Source organism: Streptomyces sp. AB3(2024) (assembly GCF_041862025.1).
In the GTDB taxonomy this organism is placed as follows: Bacteria; Actinomycetota; Actinomycetes; order Streptomycetales; family Streptomycetaceae; genus Streptomyces.
Genome location: NZ_JBGWAB010000008.1, coordinates 12,280 through 30,093 on the forward strand (window position 1 = coordinate 12,280; position 17,814 = coordinate 30,093).

Genomic DNA, 17,814 nt, shown 5'->3' on the forward strand with positions numbered 1-17,814 from the left:
GGATGCCCGGCACGCGGGGCCGGCGGGACACGCCCGCCGGGACACGGACACCGGCTCGCCGGCACCGTTCAACACGAAGGCCGGTGGGCCCCCCCCCTGGGTGGGCGGGGCCCACCGGCCACGGGCGGAGCCCCGGGGACCTCACGGTCCTGCAGCGTTCCCCGAAGGTCAGCGGACCTCGGTGATCTCCGGGCCGCGCTCCAGCTGGCCCATGCCGCCGGAGAAGCGGGAGCCCTCCTGGTCCTCGGCCGTCTGCACACCGTCCGGCACCATCTGGGCGTCGTTCGGCAGCTTCAGGACGATGGGGTCGCGCGGGGCCATCGGGCCCTCGCCGCGCAGGACGACGGTCTCCCGGAAGATGTTCTCCAGCACTCCGGCCGACTCCGGGCGCACCGCGCCCTGGCCGGAGATGACACCGCGCAGGAACCAGCGGGGGCCGTCGACGCCGACGAAGCGCACCAGCTGGGCGCCCGTCTGGCCGTCGGGCAGCGGAACGGGGACCTGCGCGCGCAGCTCCCAGCCCAGCGGGCCCTCGACCTCGTCGATGATGCCGCCCTGCTGGGTGATCCCCGAGGCGATCTCCTCGCGGACCTCGCCCCAGATGCCCTCCTTCTTGGGCGCGGCGAAGGCCTGGAGCTGCACCGCGCTGTCGCCGAGGACCACGGTCGCGGCCACGATCGCGTCCCCGGCGACCTCGACGCGCAGTTCCATGCCCTCGACACCGGGTACGAGGATGCCGCCCAGGTCGACGCGGCCGTCGGCCGGGTTGCCGGGCACCTCGGAAACGTCCCACGGGCCGTCGGGACGCGGGGCCGGAGGCAGGTTCAGCCTGCGCGGCTTGGCGGAGTCGAGTCCGTCGGCCGGCTCATCGGCGCGCACGCCGTCGACCTGCTCGGCCGCGCCGCCGTCCCTGACGGAGTCGTTCTTCTTGCGACGTCCGAACACGTCACTGTCCTTCCCGGTCGGTTACGACCGAAGCGTAGCCATTCCCACCCTGCTGACCAGCGCCGGATCCGGCCACGGCCGCATGACCGCCGGTGGAGCCGAACCCCCCGTCGGCCCGGGCCGAGCCGGGAAGCTCCTCCACCTCGTGGAAGCGCACCTTCTCGACCCGCTGGACAACCAGCTGGGCAATGCGGTCGAAACGCTCGAACCTGACGCTCTCGCGAGGGTCGAGATTGACCACGATCACCTTGATTTCCCCACGGTACCCGGCATCCACCGTCCCCGGGGCATTCACGAGCGCGAGCCCGCAGCGGGCGGCCAGGCCCGAGCGCGGGTGCACGAAGGCGGCGTACCCGTCGGGCAGGGCGATGGAGACGCCGGTGGGCAGGACGGCCCGCTCCCCGGGTTCCAGCTCGGCGGCGACCGTGGTCACCAGGTCGCAGCCGGCGTCGCCGGGGTGACCGTAGGACGGGAGGGGCACCTCGGGGTCGACGCGGCGGATCAGCACGTCGACGTCATGGCGGGGTGCGTGGTTGTTCTGGGACATCAGGGGTTCACCTCGAAGGCGCGGGTGCGCCTGACCTGGTCCGGGTCGGCCATCGCCGCCCGGATCTCCTCGGGCCGACCGTTGTCGATGAAGTGGTCGACCTTCACCTCGATGAAGAGCGCGTCCGCGCGGACGGCGACCGGGCCGTCCGGGCCGCCTATCCGGCCCACCGCCGTGGAGTAGATCTTCCGTCCGGCGACGGCGGTGACCTCGGCCTCCAGATACAGCACGGTGTCCACGGGCACGGGCCGCACGAAGTCCGTCTCCAGCCGGCCGGTCACCGCGATCACGCGCAGCAGCCAGTTCAGGGAGCCGAGCGTCTCGTCGAGCGCGGTGGCCAGGACCCCGCCGTGGGCGAGTCCGGGCGCGCCCTGGTGAGCGGGCCTGACGGTGAACTCGGCGGTGATGCGCACGCCCTCACCCGCGCGGGCCTCCAGATGGAGCCCGTGCGGCTGTCCCCCACCGCACCCGAAACAGTGTTCGTAGTGCGCGCCGAGGAGCTCGCCGGGTGCCGGTGCGTCGGGATGCCGGACCGGCGCGGCGGCATCGGCCGGGGGCGTCAACGCTGTGTTTCGTCCACTCACAGCCGCTGACCTTACCCGCGCGGCTACCGGCCGGTCGCCTCGTGGGAGGCTTGCGTGTATGCAGCTCTCCCCCGCGCACCACGACGAACGACTGTCCGCCCCCCGCTCCTGGTGGGGCGTGGCCGCCCTGACCGGGCTGGCGTGCGCGCTGACGCTGCTCCCGCTGGGCACCCTGCCGCTGCTGGCCGGGCTGGTCGGCGGGACGGCACTGGCGGCGCTGCTGGTCAGTTCGTACGGTTCCGCGCGCGTGCGCGTGGTGAACGGCTCGCTGGCGGCGGGCGAGGCCCGGATCCCGGTGACGGCGCTCGGCGAACCGGAGGTCCTGGAGGCGGAGGAGGCCCGCGCCTGGCGCACGTACAAGGCCGACGTCCGCGCCTTCATGCTGATGCGCAGCTACGTGCCCACGGCGGTCCGCGTCGAGGTCACCGACCCGGCGGACCCGACGCCCTACGTGTACGTGTCCACCCGCGAGCCCCGGGCCCTGGCGGCGGCGATCCGCGCGGCGCAGGCGGTCCCGGCCACCGGCGCCTGAGGGCCCCGGGCGTCCGGAGCCCGGCCCGGCTCGTCGGGCAGGGTTGCGGTCCGGGGCCCGAACCCCGGTCCGGGGCCGCGCCACGGGGGCGGGCTTTCAGCTCAGCTCGCGCTCCGGGCCCTCCAGTGCGGGCCTGCGTGCCCCGGGAAGGGGCTGGGAGGGGCCGTCAAGGGGCCGGGACTGCGGGAGGTACTCCCAGGGCACGGCCCGCCTGCGCAGGTCCGTACGCACCTTCTCGGCAAGTTTCCGGGTGTCCCGGCGGTTCATGACCGCGCCGACGGCCGCGCCGACCATGAACGGCATCAGGTTGGGCAGGTTGCGGAACATCCGCTTCATGATCTGCTGGCGCAGTTCCCGCTTCATCTGACCGCCGAGCGCCGCGTTCAGCGTGGTCGGCTTGGTCAGGTCGATCCCGCGCTCCTCGGTCCATGCCGTCAGGTAGGCGGTGGTGCGGTCCTTCAGGGCGCCGGGCGGCCGCCGGCCGTAGACCTCGTGGAGCTCGGCGACGAGCTTGAGTTCGATCGCGGCGACGGCGGTGATCTCCGCGGCCAGCTCCGCCGGCATGGCGGGCGGAACCGGCAGCATCGCCGCGGCGCCGATGCCCGCGCCGACCGTCGAGGTGGCATGGGCGGCCCCGGAGATCAGCTTGTCGGCCAGTTGATCGGGGTCGAGACCCGGGAACTGCGCGCGCAGGGTCGCGAGGTCCCGGACCGGAACGCGCGGTGCGTTCTCGATGATGCGGTCGGCGATGTACAGGGCGGCGGCCTTCGCGCTTTCGCCGCCCTTGCGTACACCGTTCCTGACGGCTTCCATCCGGCCGGCCCCGGGCTTGCGCTCCCGGGACCCCTCGTCGGCCGCTGTGGCCGGCGGCACCGCCTGGGCGGTGCCGAAGGGCACGACGATCGTGTCGAGGGGCGGGGCGGCGGGGGTGCCGGGGCCCGTTTCCGGGCCCGTGGCCACCACGCTCGTCTCCGCCGGACCGCCGGATTTCCGCAAGCGTCGCTTCCGAAAGGGCGTCGAGCCGGTCACCGCCGAGCCTCAGTCGCAGTCGCGGCAGATCGGCTGGCCGTTCTTCTCCCGTGCCAGCTGGCTGCGGTGGTGCACCAGGAAGCAGCTCATGCAGGTGAACTCGTCCGCCTGCTTCGGGAGGACCCGGACGGCCAGTTCCTCGTTGGAAAGGTCCGCACCGGGAAGCTCCAGGCTTTCGGCGCCGTCGAAGTCCTCGACGTCGACGTTCGAGGACGACTTCTCGCTGCGCCGGGCCTTCAGCTCTTCGATGCTGTCGTTGTCGACGTCATCGTCGGTCTTGCGTGGGGTGTCATAGTCCGTTGCCATTTTTTCGCTCTCCCCCTCTGGGATTTAGCGGTGTCTCAGCGCACGTAACGCGCGAGAGGCCGGACTTGTGCCCGACCTGAGGCGGAGATTTTGCCTCACATCAAGGTCTGTTACTCAATCGACACCCAGCCGCACGCCCGAAGGGCTTGTGGCTGGGATGACGACCGGGACCGTACACGGTCCGGGGGCCGTCTTGCACAAACGCCACCCCGTGTATTTCCCGCCACCGGGGGGACCGGAAACCCGGACTTCCCGGGCTTTCCGGCCTCACTGGCATCACTGAACGCACATGACCGGACACTCGGCAATGTGATCGATCACACAACTACCACCCATCGTCCCACCCTGCCATTCCGCTGACAGCGAACATGGTCCCGGGTGGATCAAAGGGGCAACGTGACGCGCATCACGAGGCCACCGCCCTCGCGCGGCGTCGCGAGGATGCGGCCGCCGTGTGCGCGCGCCACGGAGCGCGCGATCGACAGGCCGAGCCCGACACCCTTGTCGCTGCCCGTGCGCTCCGTACGCAGCCGCCTGAAGGGCTCGAAGAGGTTGTCCACCTCGTACGCGGGAACCACCGGACCCGTGTTCGAGACGAGGAGCACCGCCTGGCCGTGCTGGACCTCGGTCGTGACCTCCACCCAGCCGCCCTCCGGCACGTTGTACCGGACGGCGTTCTGCACCAGGTTGAGGGCGATCCGCTCCAGCAGGACGCCATTGCCCTGGACCACGGCCAGCGCCCGCTCGCCGCGGATCTCCACGCCCTTGGCGCCGGCCTCCCCGCGCGCCTGGTCGATGGCGCGCGAGGCGACCTCCGCCAGGTCGACCGGCTTGCGCTCGACGATCTGGTTCTCGCTGCGGGCCAGCAGCAGCAGGCCCTCGACGAGCTGCTCGCTGCGCTCGTTGGTGGCCAGCAGGGTCTTGCCCAGTTGCTGCAGCTCCACCGGCGCTCCGGGATCCGAGAGGTGGACCTCCAGCAGCGTCCGGTTGATCGCCAGCGGGGTCCTCAGCTCGTGCGAGGCATTGGCCACGAACCGTTGCTGGGCCGTGAAGGCCCGCTCCAGCCGGTCCAGCATTTCGTCGAAGGTGTCGGCCAGCTCCTTCAGCTCGTCGTCCGGCCCGTCCAGCTCGATCCGCCGGGTCAGGTCGGAGCCGACCACGCGGCGGGCCGTACGGGTGATCTTGCCCAGCGGCGAGAGCACCCGGCCGGCCATCGCGTAGCCGAAGGCGAAGGCGATGATGCTGAGGCCCAGGAGCGCCATCAGGGACCGGCGCAGCAGGTCGTCGAGGGCGTGCTTGCGCTGGTCGAGGATGCACTGTCCGATGGCGGCGTTGAACTGGTCGATGGACTGGTCGATGCCCACCCCGGAACAGGTGGTGCTGGAGACCTCGACCTTCTGGCCGCCCACGATCTTGAACGGGAGCGCGTTGCCCTCCCGCAGCGCCTGGGCGGCGAGCAGGTAGATGATCGACAGCAGCAGGATCCCGGCGATCAGGAACATGCCGCCGTACAGCAGCGTGAGCCGTATCCGGATGGTCGGTCTCAGCCAAGGGAAGGGACCCTCGGGCTGGCCGGGGTCCCAGGTCGGTTTCGGTGGCGCCGTCGGCGGCGCGGGGGTCGCGGCCATCCGGTCAGATCCGATATCCGGAGCCGGGCACCGTCACGATGACGGGCGGCTCGCCGAGTTTGCGGCGCAGGGTCATGACGGTCACCCGGACCACGTTGGTGAACGGGTCGGTGTTCTCGTCCCAGGCCTTCTCCAGCAGCTGCTCGGCGGAGACCACGGTCCCCTCGCTGCGCATGAGCACCTCCAGCACCGCGAACTCCTTCGGCGCCAGCTGGACCTCCTTGCCCTCCCGGAACACCTCGCGCCGGTTGGGGTCCAGCTTGATCCCGGCCCGCTCCAGCACCGGCGGCAGCGCCACGGTCGTCCGCCGGCCCAGCGCCCGGACGCGGGCGGTCAGCTCGGTGAAGGCGAAGGGCTTGGGCAGGTAGTCGTCCGCCCCCAGCTCCAGGCCCTCGACCCGGTCGCTCACGTCGCCGGAGGCGGTGAGCATGAGCACCCGGGTGGGCATGCCGAGTTCGATGATCCGGCGGCAGACGTCGTCGCCGTGCACCAGGGGAAGGTCCCGGTCGAGCACCACCACGTCGTAGTCGTTCACCCCGACGCGCTCCAGGGCCGCGGCGCCGTCGTACACGACGTCCACGGCCATGGCCTCCCGGCGCAGGCCGGTGGCCACCGCATCGGCGAGCAGCTGCTCGTCCTCGACGACGAGTACGCGCACGTCGTTTCCTTCCTTCGAGCCCAGAAGGGCACACGTGTATTGCGCCTCCATCCTGCCGGTTTCGGCCGTAAACCGGCTGTAAGGCGCCCCTGGGGCCGTCCGGGGAGGCGTTTACGGGGTGGATGAGGGGTGTGGATGGGGTGGAGGTGAGGATTCCCTCGTCTCACGAGGTTTCTGGGACCGGGGTGCCGGGGAGGACGTCAGCACACCCCAACCACTCCCTGACGGCGGACTGCCCCGTGCTCGTCCGCCGCCGACCCACGAAGAGGGGGCGCACCCACCATGGACGCATTCACCGCGGGTCTTCTGCAGCGCATCAAAGCCACGCAGTCGGACCTCAGCAAGGCCCGTGAGACGGGCGACGACCACCTCGCGGATGTGGAGCAGGCCGAGCTGGAAGATCTCCAGCGGCTCGCGGCGGAACACGGCGTCGCCGTGTCCGCCGCCTGACCCGTCGGCAACGGAACACGATCTCGACCGGGCCCCGGCCGCCGTCTTCGGCGGCCGGGGCCCGTTCCGTGCCGTCAGTCGTGCCAGGCCCCGGCTTCCTCCAGCAGCGGCTGGAGCGAGGCGAACACCGCCGGGGAGGCCGCGAGCGTCAGCTCGAAGGAGGCGCGCTCACCGGGCCGGCCGCCCGTCAGCGCGCCGGCCTCCCGCGCGATGAGCTCGCCCGCGGCCAGGTCCCACGGATTGAGCCCGCGCTCGTAGTGGCCGTCGAGGCGCCCCGCGGCCACGTCGCACAGGTCCAGCGCCGCCGAGCCGCCCCGCCGGATGTCCCGGACCAGCGGGATGATCCGCTGTGCGACCTCCGCCTGATGGGCCCGCCTCGTCTGGACGTACGCGAAGCCGGTGCTCAGCAGCGCCTGGTCCAGCGGCGCGTCGGCCCGGCAGGCCAGCCGCTCGCCGCCCTTCCACGCGCCGCCCCCGAGCACGGCGTGGTACGTCTCGCCGCGCATCGGCGCCGCGACGACCCCGACCACGGTCTCGCCGTGGTACTCGGCGGCGATGGAGACGCCCCAGCTCGGCAGCCCGTAGAGGTAGTTCACCGTGCCGTCCAGCGGGTCGATGACCCAGCGGACCCCGCTCGTGCCCGGGGTGTCGGACCCTTCCTCGCCGAGCAGGCCGTCCTCGGGCCGGCGCTCCGCGAGCAGGCCCGTGATGAGCTTCTCGGCCGCGATGTCCATCTCGGTCACCACGTCGATCGGGCTGCTCTTCGTCGCCGCCACCGCCAGGTCGGCGGGGCGCCCGTCGCGCAGCAGCTCACCCGCCTGCAGGGCGGCCTCCCGGGCCACTTCCAGCAGTTCGGCCTTCAACTCTTCGGAGATCACGTTCCCACTCCCTCACGCGTACGGGCTGTCCGCGCCCGCGGCGGCGGGCCGGGGCCCCCGCGCCGGGCAGCAGCCCACGGCACACAGATCATGACTCGGGCCCAGCAGGCCCAGCGCGCAGCGCTCCACGTCCTCGCCCCGCTCCGCCGCGGCCCGCTCCACCAGGAGCTCGCGCACGGCCGCCGCGAACCGCGGGTCCGCGCCGACCGTCGCCGACCGGGCGACGGGCAGGCCCAGTTCGGCGGCCTTCGCCGTGGCCTCGGTGTCGAGGTCGTAGAGGACCTCCATGTGGTCGGAGACGAAGCCGATCGGCACCATCACCGCCGCCGGGGCTCCCGCCCCGTGCAGGGCCTCCAGGTGGTCGCAGATGTCGGGCTCCAGCCACGGGATGTGCGGGGCGCCGCTGCGCGACTGGTAAACGAGCTCCCAGGGCCGTTCGGTTCCCGTCTCCGCCCGGACGGCGTCGGCGATCACCCCTGCCACGTCCAGGTGCTGCCTGACGTAGGCGCCGCCCTCGCCGTGCTCCTCCAGGGGGCCCGAGGTGTCGGCGGCCGCGGTCGGGATGGAGTGGGTGGTGAAGACCAGGTGCGCGCCGTCGCGGACCGCGTCCGGCAGCCCGGCCAGCGAGGCGAGGACGCCGTCGATCATGGGCTGCACGAAGCCGGGGTGGTTGAAGTAGTGCCGCAGTTTGTCGACCCGGGGCAGTTCGGCCACGCCCTCCTCGGCGAGGGTGGCCAGGGCGTCCGCGAGGTTCTCGCGGTACTGGCGGCAGCCCGAGTACGAGGCGTAGGCGCTGGTGGCCAGGACGGCGATGCGGCGGCACCCGTCGGCGGCCATCTCGCGCAGCACGTCGGTCAGGTACGGGGCCCAGTTCCGGTTGCCCCAGTACACGGGCAGGTCCAGCCCGTGCCCGGCGAAGTCCTTGCGCAGCGCGTCCAGCAGCTCGCGGTTCTGCCCGTTGATGGGGCTGACGCCGCCGAAGCCGAAGTAGTGCTGCCCGACCTCCTTGAGCCGCTCGCGCGGGATCCCGCGCCCGCGGGTGACGTTCTCCAGGAACGGCACGACGTCGTCGGGTCCCTCGGGGCCGCCGAAGGACAGCAGCAGGAGGGCGTCGTAGGGGGCGGCGAGGCCTTCGGCCACGGGCGCTTCGGGGGCACGGAGCTGGTCTGACATGCCTCGAATCCTGCCACCCGGGGTTCGCCGGGGAGAACCGCCCGGTCCGCATCGCGGACGCGTCGCAGGTAAGGTGACCCTAAGTTCATTTGGCCGGACGGGGCTCCCGCGTCCGGTCCCCGTGCGGGTCCCGTGTCGGCGGTCGTAACCTGTATGGGCCGACGACGTCCCTTACGGAGACACCTTGCCCAGTCCCTATCGCGCGATCTTCGCGGCCCCCGGCACCAAGGGGTTCAGCGCCGCCGGCCTCATAGGCCGGCTGCCGATCTCCATGGTGGGCGTCGGCATCCTCACGATGATCTCCGAGATCACCGGGCGCTACGCGATGGCCAGCGCCCTGACCGGCACCCTGGCCCTCGCCGCCGCGGTCATCGGCCCCCAGGTCTCCCGGCTGGTGGACCAGTACGGACAGCGCCGGGTCCTGCGCCCCGCCACCCTGATCTCCGTCGCCGCGGTCGCCGGACTCCTGGTGGCCGCCGCGAACGGCCTCCCCGACTGGACCCTCTTCGTCTTCGCGGCGATCGCGGGCTGCGTACCGAGCGTCGGCTCGATGGTCCGCGCCCGCTGGACCACGCTCTACCGGGACTCCCCCCGCGAGCTGCACACCGCGTACTCCTTCGAGTCCGTCGTCGACGAGGTCTGCTTCATCTTCGGCCCGATCCTCGCCATCGGGCTCTCCACCACCTGGTTCCCCGAAGCCGGACCGCTGATCGCGGCCGTCTGCCTGCTCGTCGGCGTCTGGCTGCTCACCGCGCAGCGCTCCACCGAGCCCGCCCCGCACCCGCGCGAGGCGGAGGCGAAGCACACGTCGGCCCTGCGGTCCCCCGGTCTCCAGGTGCTGACGGCCACCTTCGTGGCCACCGGAGCGATCTTCGGCTCCATCGACGTGTCCACCCTGGCCTTCGCCGAGGAGCAGGGCCACAAGTCCGCGGCCAGCTTCATCCTGGCCATCTGGGCGGCCGGATCCTGCCTGGCCGGCATCGTCTTCGGGCTGCTCCATCTCAAGGGCCGGACGGAACTCAGGTGGGTACTGGGCATCTGTGCGATGGCCGTGAGTATGATCCCCCTCCTACTGGCCGGGAACCTTCCGTTTCTGGCCGTGGCGCTCTTCGTCTCGGGCCTCGCCATCGCTCCCACGATGATCACCACGATGGCCCTGATCGAAGCGCACGTACCACGCGCGAAGCTCACCGAGGGCATGACCTGGATCAGCACCGGCCTGGCGGTCGGGGTCGCGGTCGGCTCCTCCGTGACCGGTCTCGTCATCGACGCGGCCGGCGCCCAGCGCGGGTACGTCGTCTCGATCGCGGCGGGGACGGCCGCGGCGGCGGTGGCGTTCGCGGGTTACCGCCGGCTGACGAGGCCGGCGCAAGGGGAGGAGCCTTCCACCGATGGCGACGGGGACAGCAGCGCAGAAGCACCGGCGGACCACGTGGCATAACTGGGCGGGCAACATCACCGCCACGCCCGCGCGGGTGGTGAGCCCGGCCTCGGTCGGGGAGCTACAGGAGGCGGTCCGCAGGGCCGCCGAGGAGGGGCTGCGGGTGAAGGCGGTCGGCACCGGCCACTCCTTCACCGCGGCGGCGGCGACCGACGGCGTGCTCGTACGACCCCAGGCCCTGGCCGGGATCCTGTCCGTCGACCGGGCCGCCGGGACGGTCACGGTGGCGGCCGGCACGGTCCTCAAGGACCTCAACCGGGCCTTGGCCGCCCAGGGACTGTCGCTCACGAACATGGGCGACATCATGGAACAGACCGTGTCGGGCGCCACCAGCACCGGCACCCACGGCACCGGCCGCGACTCGGCCTCGATCGCCGCCCAGATCCGCGGCCTGGAGCTGGTCACCGCGGACGGCCGGGTCCTGGCCTGCTCGGAGAAGGAGCACCCGGAGGTCTTCGCCGCCGCCCGGCTCGGCATCGGCGCCCTGGGCATCGTCACCGCGATCACCTTCGCGGTCGAGCCGCTCTTCTTCCTGACCGCCCGTGAGGAGCCCATGGGCTTCGACCGGGTGACCGCCGAGTTCGACCAGCACGTCACGGAGAACGAACACTTCGAGTTCTACTGGTTCCCGCACACCGGCAACTGCAACACCAAGCGGAACAACCGCAGCCAGGGCCCGGCCGCCCCGCCCGGCGCCGTCAGCGCCTGGGTGGAGGACGAACTGCTCTCCAACGGCGTCTTCCAGGCCGTCAACTCGCTGGGCCGCGCCGTCCCGGCGACCGTCCCCGCGATCGCCCGGGTGGCCAGCCGCGCCCTGTCGGCGCGCACCTACACGGACATCCCGTACAAGGTGTTCACCAGCCCTCGCAGGGTGCGCTTCGTGGAGATGGAGTACGCCCTTCCGCGCGAGCGGCTGGTCGAGGCGCTGCGGGAACTCAAGGCGATGGTCGACCGCTCCCCGCTGCGGATCAGCTTCCCCGTGGAGGTGCGCACGGCCCCGGCCGACGACATCACCCTGTCCACGGCCTCGGGACGGGAGACCGCGTACATCGCGGTGCACATGTACAAGGGCACCCCGTACCAGGCCTACTTCACGGCCGCGGAGCGCATCTTCACCGCGCACGGCGGGCGGCCGCACTGGGGCAAGGTGCACACCCGGGACGCGGAGTACCTCGCCGGGGTCTACCCGCGCTTCGGGGAGTTCACCGCGCTGCGCGACCGGCTCGACCCGGACCGGGTGTTCGGCAACGACTACCTGCGGCGCGTGCTCGGCGAGTGAACCCCGGGGGTGCCCCCCCACTCAGGGGCCCCCGCTCAAGGGGCCCCCGCTCAAGGGGTGCCCCCGCCCTGCCGCTCCGCGCCGTCGGCGCCCTGCCCGGTTCCGGAGCCCGTTCCGCCGCCGGTTCCCGAGCTCGTTCCGGTGCCGCCGGTGCCGGGCGTCGGACCGGGCGGGGTGGCGGACTTCGAGGGCGTGGCGGCCCGAGAGGCCGACGGGTCCGGGGCCGGCGGCGTCGGGCTCCCGGACGGGGTCCCGCCGGTGCCGTGTCCGCCCGAACCGCGGGAGGCCGAGGGGTCCGGGGAGGGACCGGAGCCCGGCTTCTTCCCGTCCTTCCCCCCGCGCTCGCCCGCGCCGCCGCCGTCCCGCCCGTCCTCCGGGGGTGCGGGACGGTGGTCGGGGGCCTTGCGGGAGCCGCCCGACAGCAGGGTGCCGCCGTCGCTGCTGATCGAGGTGCCGGCCAGGGCCTCGTAGGTCCCGAGGCCGCCGATGGCGAGGGCGAACGCCGCCCCGGAGGCCACCGCCGTCCGCCTCCAGCCCCGTACGCGGGTGCCGTGCACGGTGGCCTCGCCGAACTCCTCCGTGATCCCGCCGGGGCCGGGCGCCCGCTCGGCGGCGGCCGGCTGCACCACCCGACCGGCCCCGGCGCGCGCGCTCCCGCGCAGTTGGTCGCCGGTGCGCCGGAAGACGTGCTGGATGACCGGGCCGCCCGCGGTGGCGACCACGCTCACCACGCCGGCGCCCAGGATGGTCCCGTAGACGCCCAGTTTCGAGGCGAGCAGGGCCGCCGCGACCGTCGCCAGGGAGGAGCCCGCTATCTGGGTGACGCTCAGATCGAGCTTCCGGCCCCCGGACTCCTCCGGTTCGGTTTCCCCCGCCGCCTTCTGACCCATCGCCATCCGGGTGTGTCCTGCCTCTCGCGCTTCTCCTCTTCCAGCAGTTACTGACACCCGGGCGAAAGGGATAGTTCCGCTTCTGGGGATTCTGTGAAGCAAGACACCCGAAAACGGACCGGTTTGCAGGTGGCCCCCCTCGCGGACCCGATTTCGGGCAGCCCAACTCCCGCCACCCCGGACAACTTCGGCGGCGCGGCGGTCCACCCAGGTGGCCCGAATGGAGTACTGTGGCGAGCCCTGGGGCCGTCCTTCCTTACGGATGTCCGGACTCGGGAGAGGGGGCCGGCTGATGGAGAAACGGCACTCAAGACCGGTGATGCCGCGGTATCGCACGGGCTCCTGCTGCGCACAGTAACCACTCGGTCACTGTGCGTGCCCAACAGGTAACCGTGCCATAACGTCGATCAAGGGCGCATGCCCGACACGCCGGTTTAACTCGGCAAGGTTGTGGCAGGCTGCACCCGGGCAGGCCACACTCGACTAGCGGAAGCAGCGACGCACGTGACGTCGGCAGGCACCACCCGGGAGGTCCCCATGCCCGAACTGCGTGTCGTGGCCGTCTCCAATGACGGCACACGACTGGTGCTCAAGGCTGCGGACAGCACGGAGTACACGCTTCCGATCGACGAGCGGCTGCGGGCTGCCGTGCGCAATGACCGCGCGCGCCTGAACCAGATCGAGATCGAGGTGGAGAGCCACCTCCGCCCCCGCGACATCCAGGCCCGCATACGGGCCGGTGCCTCCGCGGAGGAGGTCGCGCAGCTCGCCGGCATCCCGGTCGACCGGGTCCGCCGCTTCGAGGGTCCCGTCCTGGCCGAGCGCGCCTTCATGGCGGAGCGGGCCCGCAAGACCCCCGTGCGCCGCCCCGGCGAGAACACCGGACCGCAGCTCGGCGAGGCCGTGCAGGAACGGCTCACCCTGCGGGGGGCCGACAAGGACTCCGTCCAGTGGGACTCCTGGCGCCGCGACGACGGCACCTGGGAGGTGCTGCTGGTCTACCGGGTGGCCACCGAACCGCACTCCGCGAGCTGGACCTACGACCCGCCGCGCCGGCTGGTCGTGGCCGTGGACGACGAGGCGCGCTCCCTGATCGGCGAGGCGGACGACCTGCCCTCGACCCCGGAGCCGACCTTCCCCTTCGTACCGAGGATCGCCCGGCTGCCGCGGGACCGGCCACTGGACCGCACCCTCGACCGGCCGTTGGAACGCGCCCTCGACCGGCAGCTCGAACGGGTCGAGGGGCGCGCCGCCCCCGCGCCCGTCCCGGAGCCGGAGGAAGAGCGGGACACGCTGACCAGCCTGCTGGAAGCGGTCCCGAGCTTCCGGGGCGACCTGGTGGTCCCGGACCGTACCGACCGGGCCGAGGTCCCCGCCGAGGAGGCCGAGAGCGAGGAGCCCCCGGCCGCCGCGTCGGCCGGAGCCGGCACGGCGTACGCCGACGTGCTGATGCCCCGTACGGTGGCGGGCCACCGCGACCGGCTGACCGGAACGACGGACCGGCAGGCCGAGGCCGACGGAGTCCGCCCCGGACGCCGCGCGGCGGTGCCCAGCTGGGACGAGATCGTGTTCGGCACCCGGCGCAAGAAGCAGGAGTAGCCGCCGGGTCGGCGCCCCGGACGGGGTGCCGACCCGGCGTTCCCGTCAGGGGTTCGGGCCCGTGGCCACCGGCCGCGCGGGGTCGGAGGACCAGTGCGACCAGCTGCCCGCGTAGAGGCCCGACTCGATTCCCGCCACCCGCAGGGCCAGCACCTCGTGCGCTCCGGACACCCCGGAGCCGCAGTACACGCCCACCTCGGTGCCCCCGGTGGCACCCAGCCCGGCGAACCGCGCACGCAGCGCCTCGGCCGGCAGGAACAGGCCGTCCGGACCGACGTTCTCCGTGGTCGGGGCCGACACGGCGCCCGGGATGTGGCCGCCGACCGGATCGATGGGCTCCACCTCACCGCGGTACCGCTCCCCGGCACGGGCGTCGAGCAGCACTCCCGAGCGGGCGAGCGAGGCCGCCGCGTCGGCGTCCAGCAGCCCCCGAGCCCCCGGGTTTGGCTTGAAATCGCCCTCCCCGGGAGTGGGCGTGTCGGCGGTCACCGCACCGGCCGCGGCCGCCCAAGCGGCCAGGCCCCCGTCCAGGACGCGCACGTCGGGGTGACCCGTCCAGCCCAGCAGCCACCAGGCACGTGCGGCGGCCCAGCCCTGCCCACCGTCGTACACGACCACCGGCACGTCCGAGCGGACCCCGGCCCGGCGCATCACGGCGCCGAAGGCCTCCGGGTCCGGCAGCGGGTGACGGCCGCCCGACCCGGGCGGACCTGCCAGTTCGTGGTCGAGGTCGACGTACACCGCGCCGGGCAGGTGCCCGGCCTCGTAGGCGGGGCGCTGGTCGGGGCCGCCCAGCTGCCAGCGGATGTCCAGGAGCACCGGCGGCCGGGAACCGGCCATCTCGCTCATCAGTTCGGAGGCCGAGAGAATCGCAGTCATGGGGTCATCCTCCTCCCCCGCCCGGCCCCGCGTAACAAGCCGGACATCGACGGGCAGCAGTGATTCGGTCACTCTGCTCCGGGCCGCCGTCACCCGGCCCGGTCGGGGCGCGCCGGGTCTCGCGGAGTGGAAGCATCAGCGGGGAACAGGGACACGACGGCAGGAGACGGCTGACATGACGGCGGCAGCGGGGGTTTCGCAGCGCCCGCCCGGCACACCGTGCTGGGTGAGCCTGATGGTGCACGGACTCGGGAACACCGAGGACTTCTACGCGGACCTCTTCGGCTGGGAGTACGAGCCGGGCCCGAACCAGCTGGGCCCGTACGTACGGGCCCTCCTCGACGGACAGGAGGTGGCGGGCGTCGGGGAGATGCCGCCGGACCGTCACCTTCCGGTGGCGTGGACCACGTACTTCGCCACCGATGACGCGGACGCCACCGCCGAGGCGATCCGCTCCTGCGGCGGGACGGTCGCGGTCGGACCGCTGGACGCCGGGGCGGCCGGCCGGATGGCGATCTGTTCCGACCCACTGGGCGCGATCTTCGGCATCTGGCAGGCCGGGGCCCATCCGGGCACGCGCCGGCCTGGGGTGCCCGGAGCCCCGGTGTGGAACGAGCTGGTCACCCAGGACACCTCGACGGTCGGCAAGTTCTACCAGCACGTCTTCGGCCACGAGGCGGAGGAGCACCCCTCCTCGTCCGCCGACTTCGACCACCTGACCCTGCTCCTGGGCGGCCGTCCGGTCGCCGCGGTGCACGGGGTCGGCCGGTCGCTGCCGCACGACCGGGGGCCGCACTGGATGACGTACTTCGAGGTGGCGGACACCGACGCGACCGCCGCCCGGGTGACCGAGCTGGGCGGACGGATCGTCGCGCCGCCCCGCGACGGCGTCCGCGGCCGGGTGGCCACGGTCGCGGACCCGGAGGGCGCGGTCTTCGCCCTCGTCCACACGGACGTCCCGGCGGCCCGATAGGCGCCGGGGTCAGGGCGCCGGGGCGTCGAGGGCGCGGAGGTCGGGGCGCTTGGCGGTACGGCCGTCGCCGGAGGAGGCGCCGCGCAGGCGGCGGCCGAGCCACGGGCCGAGGAATCCGGCCATCCAGCCGAGTTCGGCCGCCGCGCTCCGCACGACGCCCCGGGCCGGGCGGGGCGGCAGCGGGTGGGTCCAGGTGTCGCCGAAACCGGGCACGGCGAGGGCTTCGGCGAGGGCGGCGGCGATCCGGGCGTGGCCGAGGGGGCTGGCGTGGAGCCGGTCCGTGCTCCACATCCGGGGGTCGTTGGCGGCGTCGGCCCGACCGGTTTCGGCCACGGCGACCCCGTGCCGGGCGGCGGCGGCGCGGATGTGGGTGTTGATCGCGGCCACGCGGGGAGCCAGGGGCCGGGCCATCGGCGCGATCCGTGCCACGTCGGGGAAGGTCACGGTCGCCACGCGGGCTCCGGCGGCCGTGAGCGCGGCGAACATCTCCTCCAGGTGCCCGGCCGTCGCGGCCGCGTCGAACCGGGGCCTGAGCAGGTCGTTCACCCCGGCGACGACGGTCACCACGTCGGGGCGCAGGGCGAGGGCGGGCGCCAGCTGTTCGGCGTGGACCTGGGCGGCGAGCCGGCCGCGCACGCCCAGGTTGGCGTAGAGCAGGCCGGGGTGGGCGGTCGCGAGATGCGCGGCGAGCCGGTCGGCGAAGCCCCGCAGGCCGGTCGTGTCGTCCCCGTCCCCGAGCCCTTCGGTCTGGCTGTCGCCCAGGGCGACGTAGCGGATGGGTTCACCGTTCGGCACGTGCTCCCTGCCTCTCCTTGAGTACGGCCGCGATCCTCAGGCACCAGTCCCGGTGGCCCTGTTCGAAGGCCAGGCCGCGCAGGCAGGTCAGGTACCCGCCGATGCGCTCGCCCCGGAGCAGGTATTCCGCTTCGTCCGCGGTGCCGCGCATGGTGCGAAGCATCGCGCCGAGCAGCTCGATCTTGGCCGTCGCGGCGGCGGCCCGCTCCTCAAGCTGTTCGATCACCGCTCCGGTGCCGATGCGGTCGGCGCTCTGCACCTTGACCAGCAGGTCGTCGCGGATGAAGGAGGGTTTCGGTGGTGCGTCGGCGAACCGCTCCAGCTCGGCCCGGCCCGCGTCGGTGACCCGGAACAGCCGCTTGTTGGGCCGGCTCTCCTGGACCACCTGCCGGCCCTCCACCAGTCCGTCCTGCTCCAGCTTGGCCAGTTCGGCGTAGAGCTGCTGGGGCAGGGCGTGCCAGAAGTTCGCGACGCCCACGTCGAAGGCCTTCGCCAGCTGGTACCCGCTGTACTCGCCGTCGAGCAGCGCCGCCAGCACCGCGTGTTTCAAGGCCATCCCGCCGCCCCCTTCCCTTTGATCGTCCGCCCCGGCATCATACTCAAAAAACTGACTAGTCACATTCTTGAGTAGCTGCCGCATTCCCGTGTGTTCCGAGCACCTGGAGGGGTCATGGAGACCGCCGAACGCTTCCGCACCGCCGTGGAGAAGCGCGATCTCAGCGCGCTGGACGACCTGTTCACCGAGGACGTCCGGCTGTACAGCCCGGTGAAGTTCACCCCCTTCGAGGGCAGGCCGATGGTGCTGGGCCTGTTCGGCGTGCTGCTGCGCGTCTTCGGAGACCTCCGTTACCTGGGCCGGCTGGACGGCGCGGCCGAGACGAGCGCCGACGGCGGGGAGGCGCCGTCGGTGGTCCTGCCCTTCCGTGCCGTGGTGGACGGGAAACAGATCCACGGCATCGACCTGCTGCAGTTCGACGGGGCGGGCCGGATCAAAGAGTTCACGGTGATGGTCCGCCCCCAGTCGGCCGTCCACGCCCTGGGACGGGCGGTGCTCGCGGGACTGGTGGCCGACGGCCTGGTTCCCGACCCGGCGGCCACCGCGCACGCCTGACGGACCGCCACGCGCGAAAGGCCCTTCCCCGTCGGCCCGGCATCCACTCGCTAATGTGGCAAGCAGATGCCGGGCCGGCATGTTTCGGGGAGGCCCGGAGGCGAACGGGAGGACTCC

General features: G+C 72.8%; 20 protein-coding genes. 7 read left to right on the forward strand and 13 right to left on the reverse strand.

Annotation, left to right across the window (positions count from 1 at the left end):
* Positions 1-168: 168 nt before the first annotated feature.
* The 3 genes from ACEPPI_RS05400 to ACEPPI_RS05410 are packed head-to-tail and all read right to left on the reverse strand — an operon-like array spanning position 169 to position 2,076.
* Positions 169-945: a DUF3710 domain-containing protein gene (locus ACEPPI_RS05400; RefSeq protein ID WP_373914068.1), complete on the reverse strand. Its 777-nt coding sequence runs from the start codon at positions 943-945 to the stop codon at positions 169-171.
* Between the two features lies 1 nt (position 946).
* Positions 947-1,492, reverse strand: coding sequence for a dUTP diphosphatase (gene dut, locus ACEPPI_RS05405; RefSeq protein ID WP_280914130.1), 546 nt, complete (start codon positions 1,490-1,492; stop codon positions 947-949).
* Positions 1,492-2,076 carry a PaaI family thioesterase gene (locus tag ACEPPI_RS05410; protein WP_030235187.1) on the reverse strand — a complete coding sequence of 195 codons (585 nt, stop codon included), beginning with the start codon at positions 2,074-2,076 and terminating at the stop codon, positions 1,492-1,494. The genes dut and ACEPPI_RS05410 overlap by 1 nt, the downstream gene beginning before the upstream one ends.
* 58 nt (positions 2,077-2,134) lie before the next feature.
* On the opposite strand from ACEPPI_RS05410, the gene ACEPPI_RS05415 reads away from it, so the two are divergent.
* Positions 2,135-2,608, forward strand: a complete 474-nt coding sequence (locus ACEPPI_RS05415) for a DUF3093 domain-containing protein (protein ID WP_373914069.1) — start codon at positions 2,135-2,137, stop codon at positions 2,606-2,608.
* A gap of 96 nt (positions 2,609-2,704) precedes the next feature.
* Here the strand turns inward: ACEPPI_RS05415 and ACEPPI_RS05420 are convergent, their stop codons facing one another.
* From ACEPPI_RS05420 to ACEPPI_RS05435, 4 genes are all read right to left on the reverse strand, one after another.
* On the reverse strand, positions 2,705-3,637 hold the full coding sequence (locus ACEPPI_RS05420) for a hypothetical protein (RefSeq protein WP_373914070.1): 933 nt from the start codon (positions 3,635-3,637) through the stop codon (positions 2,705-2,707).
* Between the two features lie 9 nt (positions 3,638-3,646).
* Entirely contained in the window at positions 3,647-3,943 is a 297-nt protein-coding gene (locus ACEPPI_RS05425) for a DUF4193 domain-containing protein (protein ID WP_030235196.1), read from the reverse strand.
* Between the two features lie 383 nt (positions 3,944-4,326).
* Positions 4,327-5,571, reverse strand: coding sequence for a sensor histidine kinase (locus ACEPPI_RS05430; protein ID WP_373914071.1), 1,245 nt, complete (start codon positions 5,569-5,571; stop codon positions 4,327-4,329).
* Positions 5,572-5,575: 4 nt separating this feature from the next.
* Positions 5,576-6,229 (reverse strand): response regulator transcription factor, encoded by a 654-nt coding sequence (locus ACEPPI_RS05435; RefSeq protein WP_030235203.1) that lies wholly within the window; start codon positions 6,227-6,229, stop codon positions 5,576-5,578.
* Between the two features lie 282 nt (positions 6,230-6,511).
* Here ACEPPI_RS05435 and ACEPPI_RS05440 point away from each other — a divergent pair, with 282 nt between their 5' ends.
* Complete coding sequence (locus ACEPPI_RS05440) at positions 6,512-6,679, forward strand: hypothetical protein (RefSeq protein ID WP_356209418.1); 168 nt, start codon at positions 6,512-6,514, stop codon at positions 6,677-6,679.
* Positions 6,680-6,753: 74 nt separating this feature from the next.
* On the opposite strand, the gene ACEPPI_RS05445 is transcribed toward ACEPPI_RS05440, so the two are convergent.
* Both ACEPPI_RS05445 and ACEPPI_RS05450 read right to left on the reverse strand, forming a co-directional pair.
* Entirely contained in the window at positions 6,754-7,557 is an 804-nt protein-coding gene (locus ACEPPI_RS05445) for an inositol monophosphatase family protein (protein WP_373914072.1), read from the reverse strand.
* Positions 7,558-7,569: 12 nt separating this feature from the next.
* Positions 7,570-8,730 carry a ferrochelatase gene (locus ACEPPI_RS05450; protein ID WP_373914073.1) on the reverse strand — a complete coding sequence of 387 codons (1,161 nt, stop codon included), beginning with the start codon at positions 8,728-8,730 and terminating at the stop codon, positions 7,570-7,572.
* 184 nt (positions 8,731-8,914) lie between these two features.
* Between ACEPPI_RS05450 and ACEPPI_RS05455 the strand changes: the two genes are divergently transcribed.
* Together ACEPPI_RS05455 and ACEPPI_RS05460 are read left to right on the forward strand one after the other, a co-directional pair.
* A complete protein-coding gene (locus tag ACEPPI_RS05455) occupies positions 8,915-10,171 on the forward strand; it encodes an MFS transporter (protein ID WP_373914074.1) in 1,257 nt (418 codons plus the stop codon).
* Positions 10,122-11,450 carry a D-arabinono-1,4-lactone oxidase gene (locus tag ACEPPI_RS05460; RefSeq protein WP_373914075.1) on the forward strand — a complete coding sequence of 443 codons (1,329 nt, stop codon included), beginning with the start codon at positions 10,122-10,124 and terminating at the stop codon, positions 11,448-11,450. The genes ACEPPI_RS05455 and ACEPPI_RS05460 overlap by 50 nt, the downstream gene beginning before the upstream one ends.
* 50 nt (positions 11,451-11,500) lie before the next feature.
* On the opposite strand, the gene ACEPPI_RS05465 is transcribed toward ACEPPI_RS05460, so the two are convergent.
* On the reverse strand, positions 11,501-12,346 hold the full coding sequence (locus ACEPPI_RS05465; protein WP_373914076.1) for a hypothetical protein: 846 nt from the start codon (positions 12,344-12,346) through the stop codon (positions 11,501-11,503).
* 531 nt (positions 12,347-12,877) lie between these two features.
* Here ACEPPI_RS05465 and sepH point away from each other — a divergent pair.
* Positions 12,878-13,939 carry a septation protein SepH gene (gene sepH / locus ACEPPI_RS05470; protein WP_373914077.1) on the forward strand — a complete coding sequence of 354 codons (1,062 nt, stop codon included), beginning with the start codon at positions 12,878-12,880 and terminating at the stop codon, positions 13,937-13,939.
* 45 nt (positions 13,940-13,984) lie between these two features.
* Here the strand turns inward: sepH and ACEPPI_RS05475 are convergent, their stop codons facing one another.
* Positions 13,985-14,818, reverse strand: a complete 834-nt coding sequence (locus tag ACEPPI_RS05475; RefSeq protein ID WP_373914078.1) for a sulfurtransferase — start codon at positions 14,816-14,818, stop codon at positions 13,985-13,987.
* A 175-nt stretch (positions 14,819-14,993) separates the two neighbouring features.
* Between ACEPPI_RS05475 and ACEPPI_RS05480 the strand changes: the two genes are divergently transcribed.
* The gene (locus ACEPPI_RS05480) at positions 14,994-15,791 is read left to right on the forward strand and encodes a VOC family protein (RefSeq protein ID WP_373914079.1); all 798 of its coding nucleotides are present in this window, start codon (positions 14,994-14,996) and stop codon (positions 15,789-15,791) included.
* Positions 15,792-15,800: 9 nt separating this feature from the next.
* Here ACEPPI_RS05480 and ACEPPI_RS05485 read toward each other — a convergent pair whose 3' ends face one another.
* Both ACEPPI_RS05485 and ACEPPI_RS05490 read right to left on the reverse strand, forming a co-directional pair.
* The gene (locus ACEPPI_RS05485; protein WP_373914080.1) at positions 15,801-16,586 is read right to left on the reverse strand and encodes an SGNH/GDSL hydrolase family protein; all 786 of its coding nucleotides are present in this window, start codon (positions 16,584-16,586) and stop codon (positions 15,801-15,803) included.
* The gene (locus ACEPPI_RS05490) at positions 16,573-17,142 is read right to left on the reverse strand and encodes a PadR family transcriptional regulator (protein WP_373914081.1); all 570 of its coding nucleotides are present in this window, start codon (positions 17,140-17,142) and stop codon (positions 16,573-16,575) included. Before ACEPPI_RS05490 ends, ACEPPI_RS05485 begins: the two co-directional genes overlap by 14 nt.
* 114 nt (positions 17,143-17,256) lie before the next feature.
* On the opposite strand from ACEPPI_RS05490, the gene ACEPPI_RS05495 reads away from it, so the two are divergent.
* Complete coding sequence (locus tag ACEPPI_RS05495; RefSeq protein WP_373914082.1) at positions 17,257-17,697, forward strand: nuclear transport factor 2 family protein; 441 nt, start codon at positions 17,257-17,259, stop codon at positions 17,695-17,697.
* Positions 17,698-17,814: the final 117 nt, after the last annotated feature.

Excerpts from the sequence above, each read along its gene's own strand:
- dut (WP_280914130.1), bottom strand. The coding sequence starts at position 1,492 with ATGTCCCAGAACAACCACGCACCCCGCCATGACGTCGACGTGCTGATC.
- ACEPPI_RS05415 (WP_373914069.1), top strand. The coding sequence starts at position 2,135 with ATGCAGCTCTCCCCCGCGCACCACGACGAACGACTGTCCGCCCCCCGC.
- ACEPPI_RS05425 (WP_030235196.1), bottom strand. The coding sequence starts at position 3,943 with ATGGCAACGGACTATGACACCCCACGCAAGACCGACGATGACGTCGAC.
- ACEPPI_RS05430 (WP_373914071.1), bottom strand. The coding sequence starts at position 5,571 with ATGGCCGCGACCCCCGCGCCGCCGACGGCGCCACCGAAACCGACCTGG.
- ACEPPI_RS05440 (WP_356209418.1), top strand. The coding sequence starts at position 6,512 with ATGGACGCATTCACCGCGGGTCTTCTGCAGCGCATCAAAGCCACGCAG.
- ACEPPI_RS05450 (WP_373914073.1), bottom strand. The coding sequence starts at position 8,730 with ATGTCAGACCAGCTCCGTGCCCCCGAAGCGCCCGTGGCCGAAGGCCTC.
- ACEPPI_RS05460 (WP_373914075.1), top strand. The coding sequence starts at position 10,122 with ATGGCGACGGGGACAGCAGCGCAGAAGCACCGGCGGACCACGTGGCAT.
- ACEPPI_RS05465 (WP_373914076.1), bottom strand. The coding sequence starts at position 12,346 with ATGGCGATGGGTCAGAAGGCGGCGGGGGAAACCGAACCGGAGGAGTCC.
- sepH (WP_373914077.1), top strand. The coding sequence starts at position 12,878 with ATGCCCGAACTGCGTGTCGTGGCCGTCTCCAATGACGGCACACGACTG.
- ACEPPI_RS05475 (WP_373914078.1), bottom strand. The coding sequence starts at position 14,818 with ATGACTGCGATTCTCTCGGCCTCCGAACTGATGAGCGAGATGGCCGGT.
- ACEPPI_RS05480 (WP_373914079.1), top strand. The coding sequence starts at position 14,994 with ATGACGGCGGCAGCGGGGGTTTCGCAGCGCCCGCCCGGCACACCGTGC.
- ACEPPI_RS05490 (WP_373914081.1), bottom strand. The coding sequence starts at position 17,142 with ATGGCCTTGAAACACGCGGTGCTGGCGGCGCTGCTCGACGGCGAGTAC.
- ACEPPI_RS05495 (WP_373914082.1), top strand. The coding sequence starts at position 17,257 with ATGGAGACCGCCGAACGCTTCCGCACCGCCGTGGAGAAGCGCGATCTC.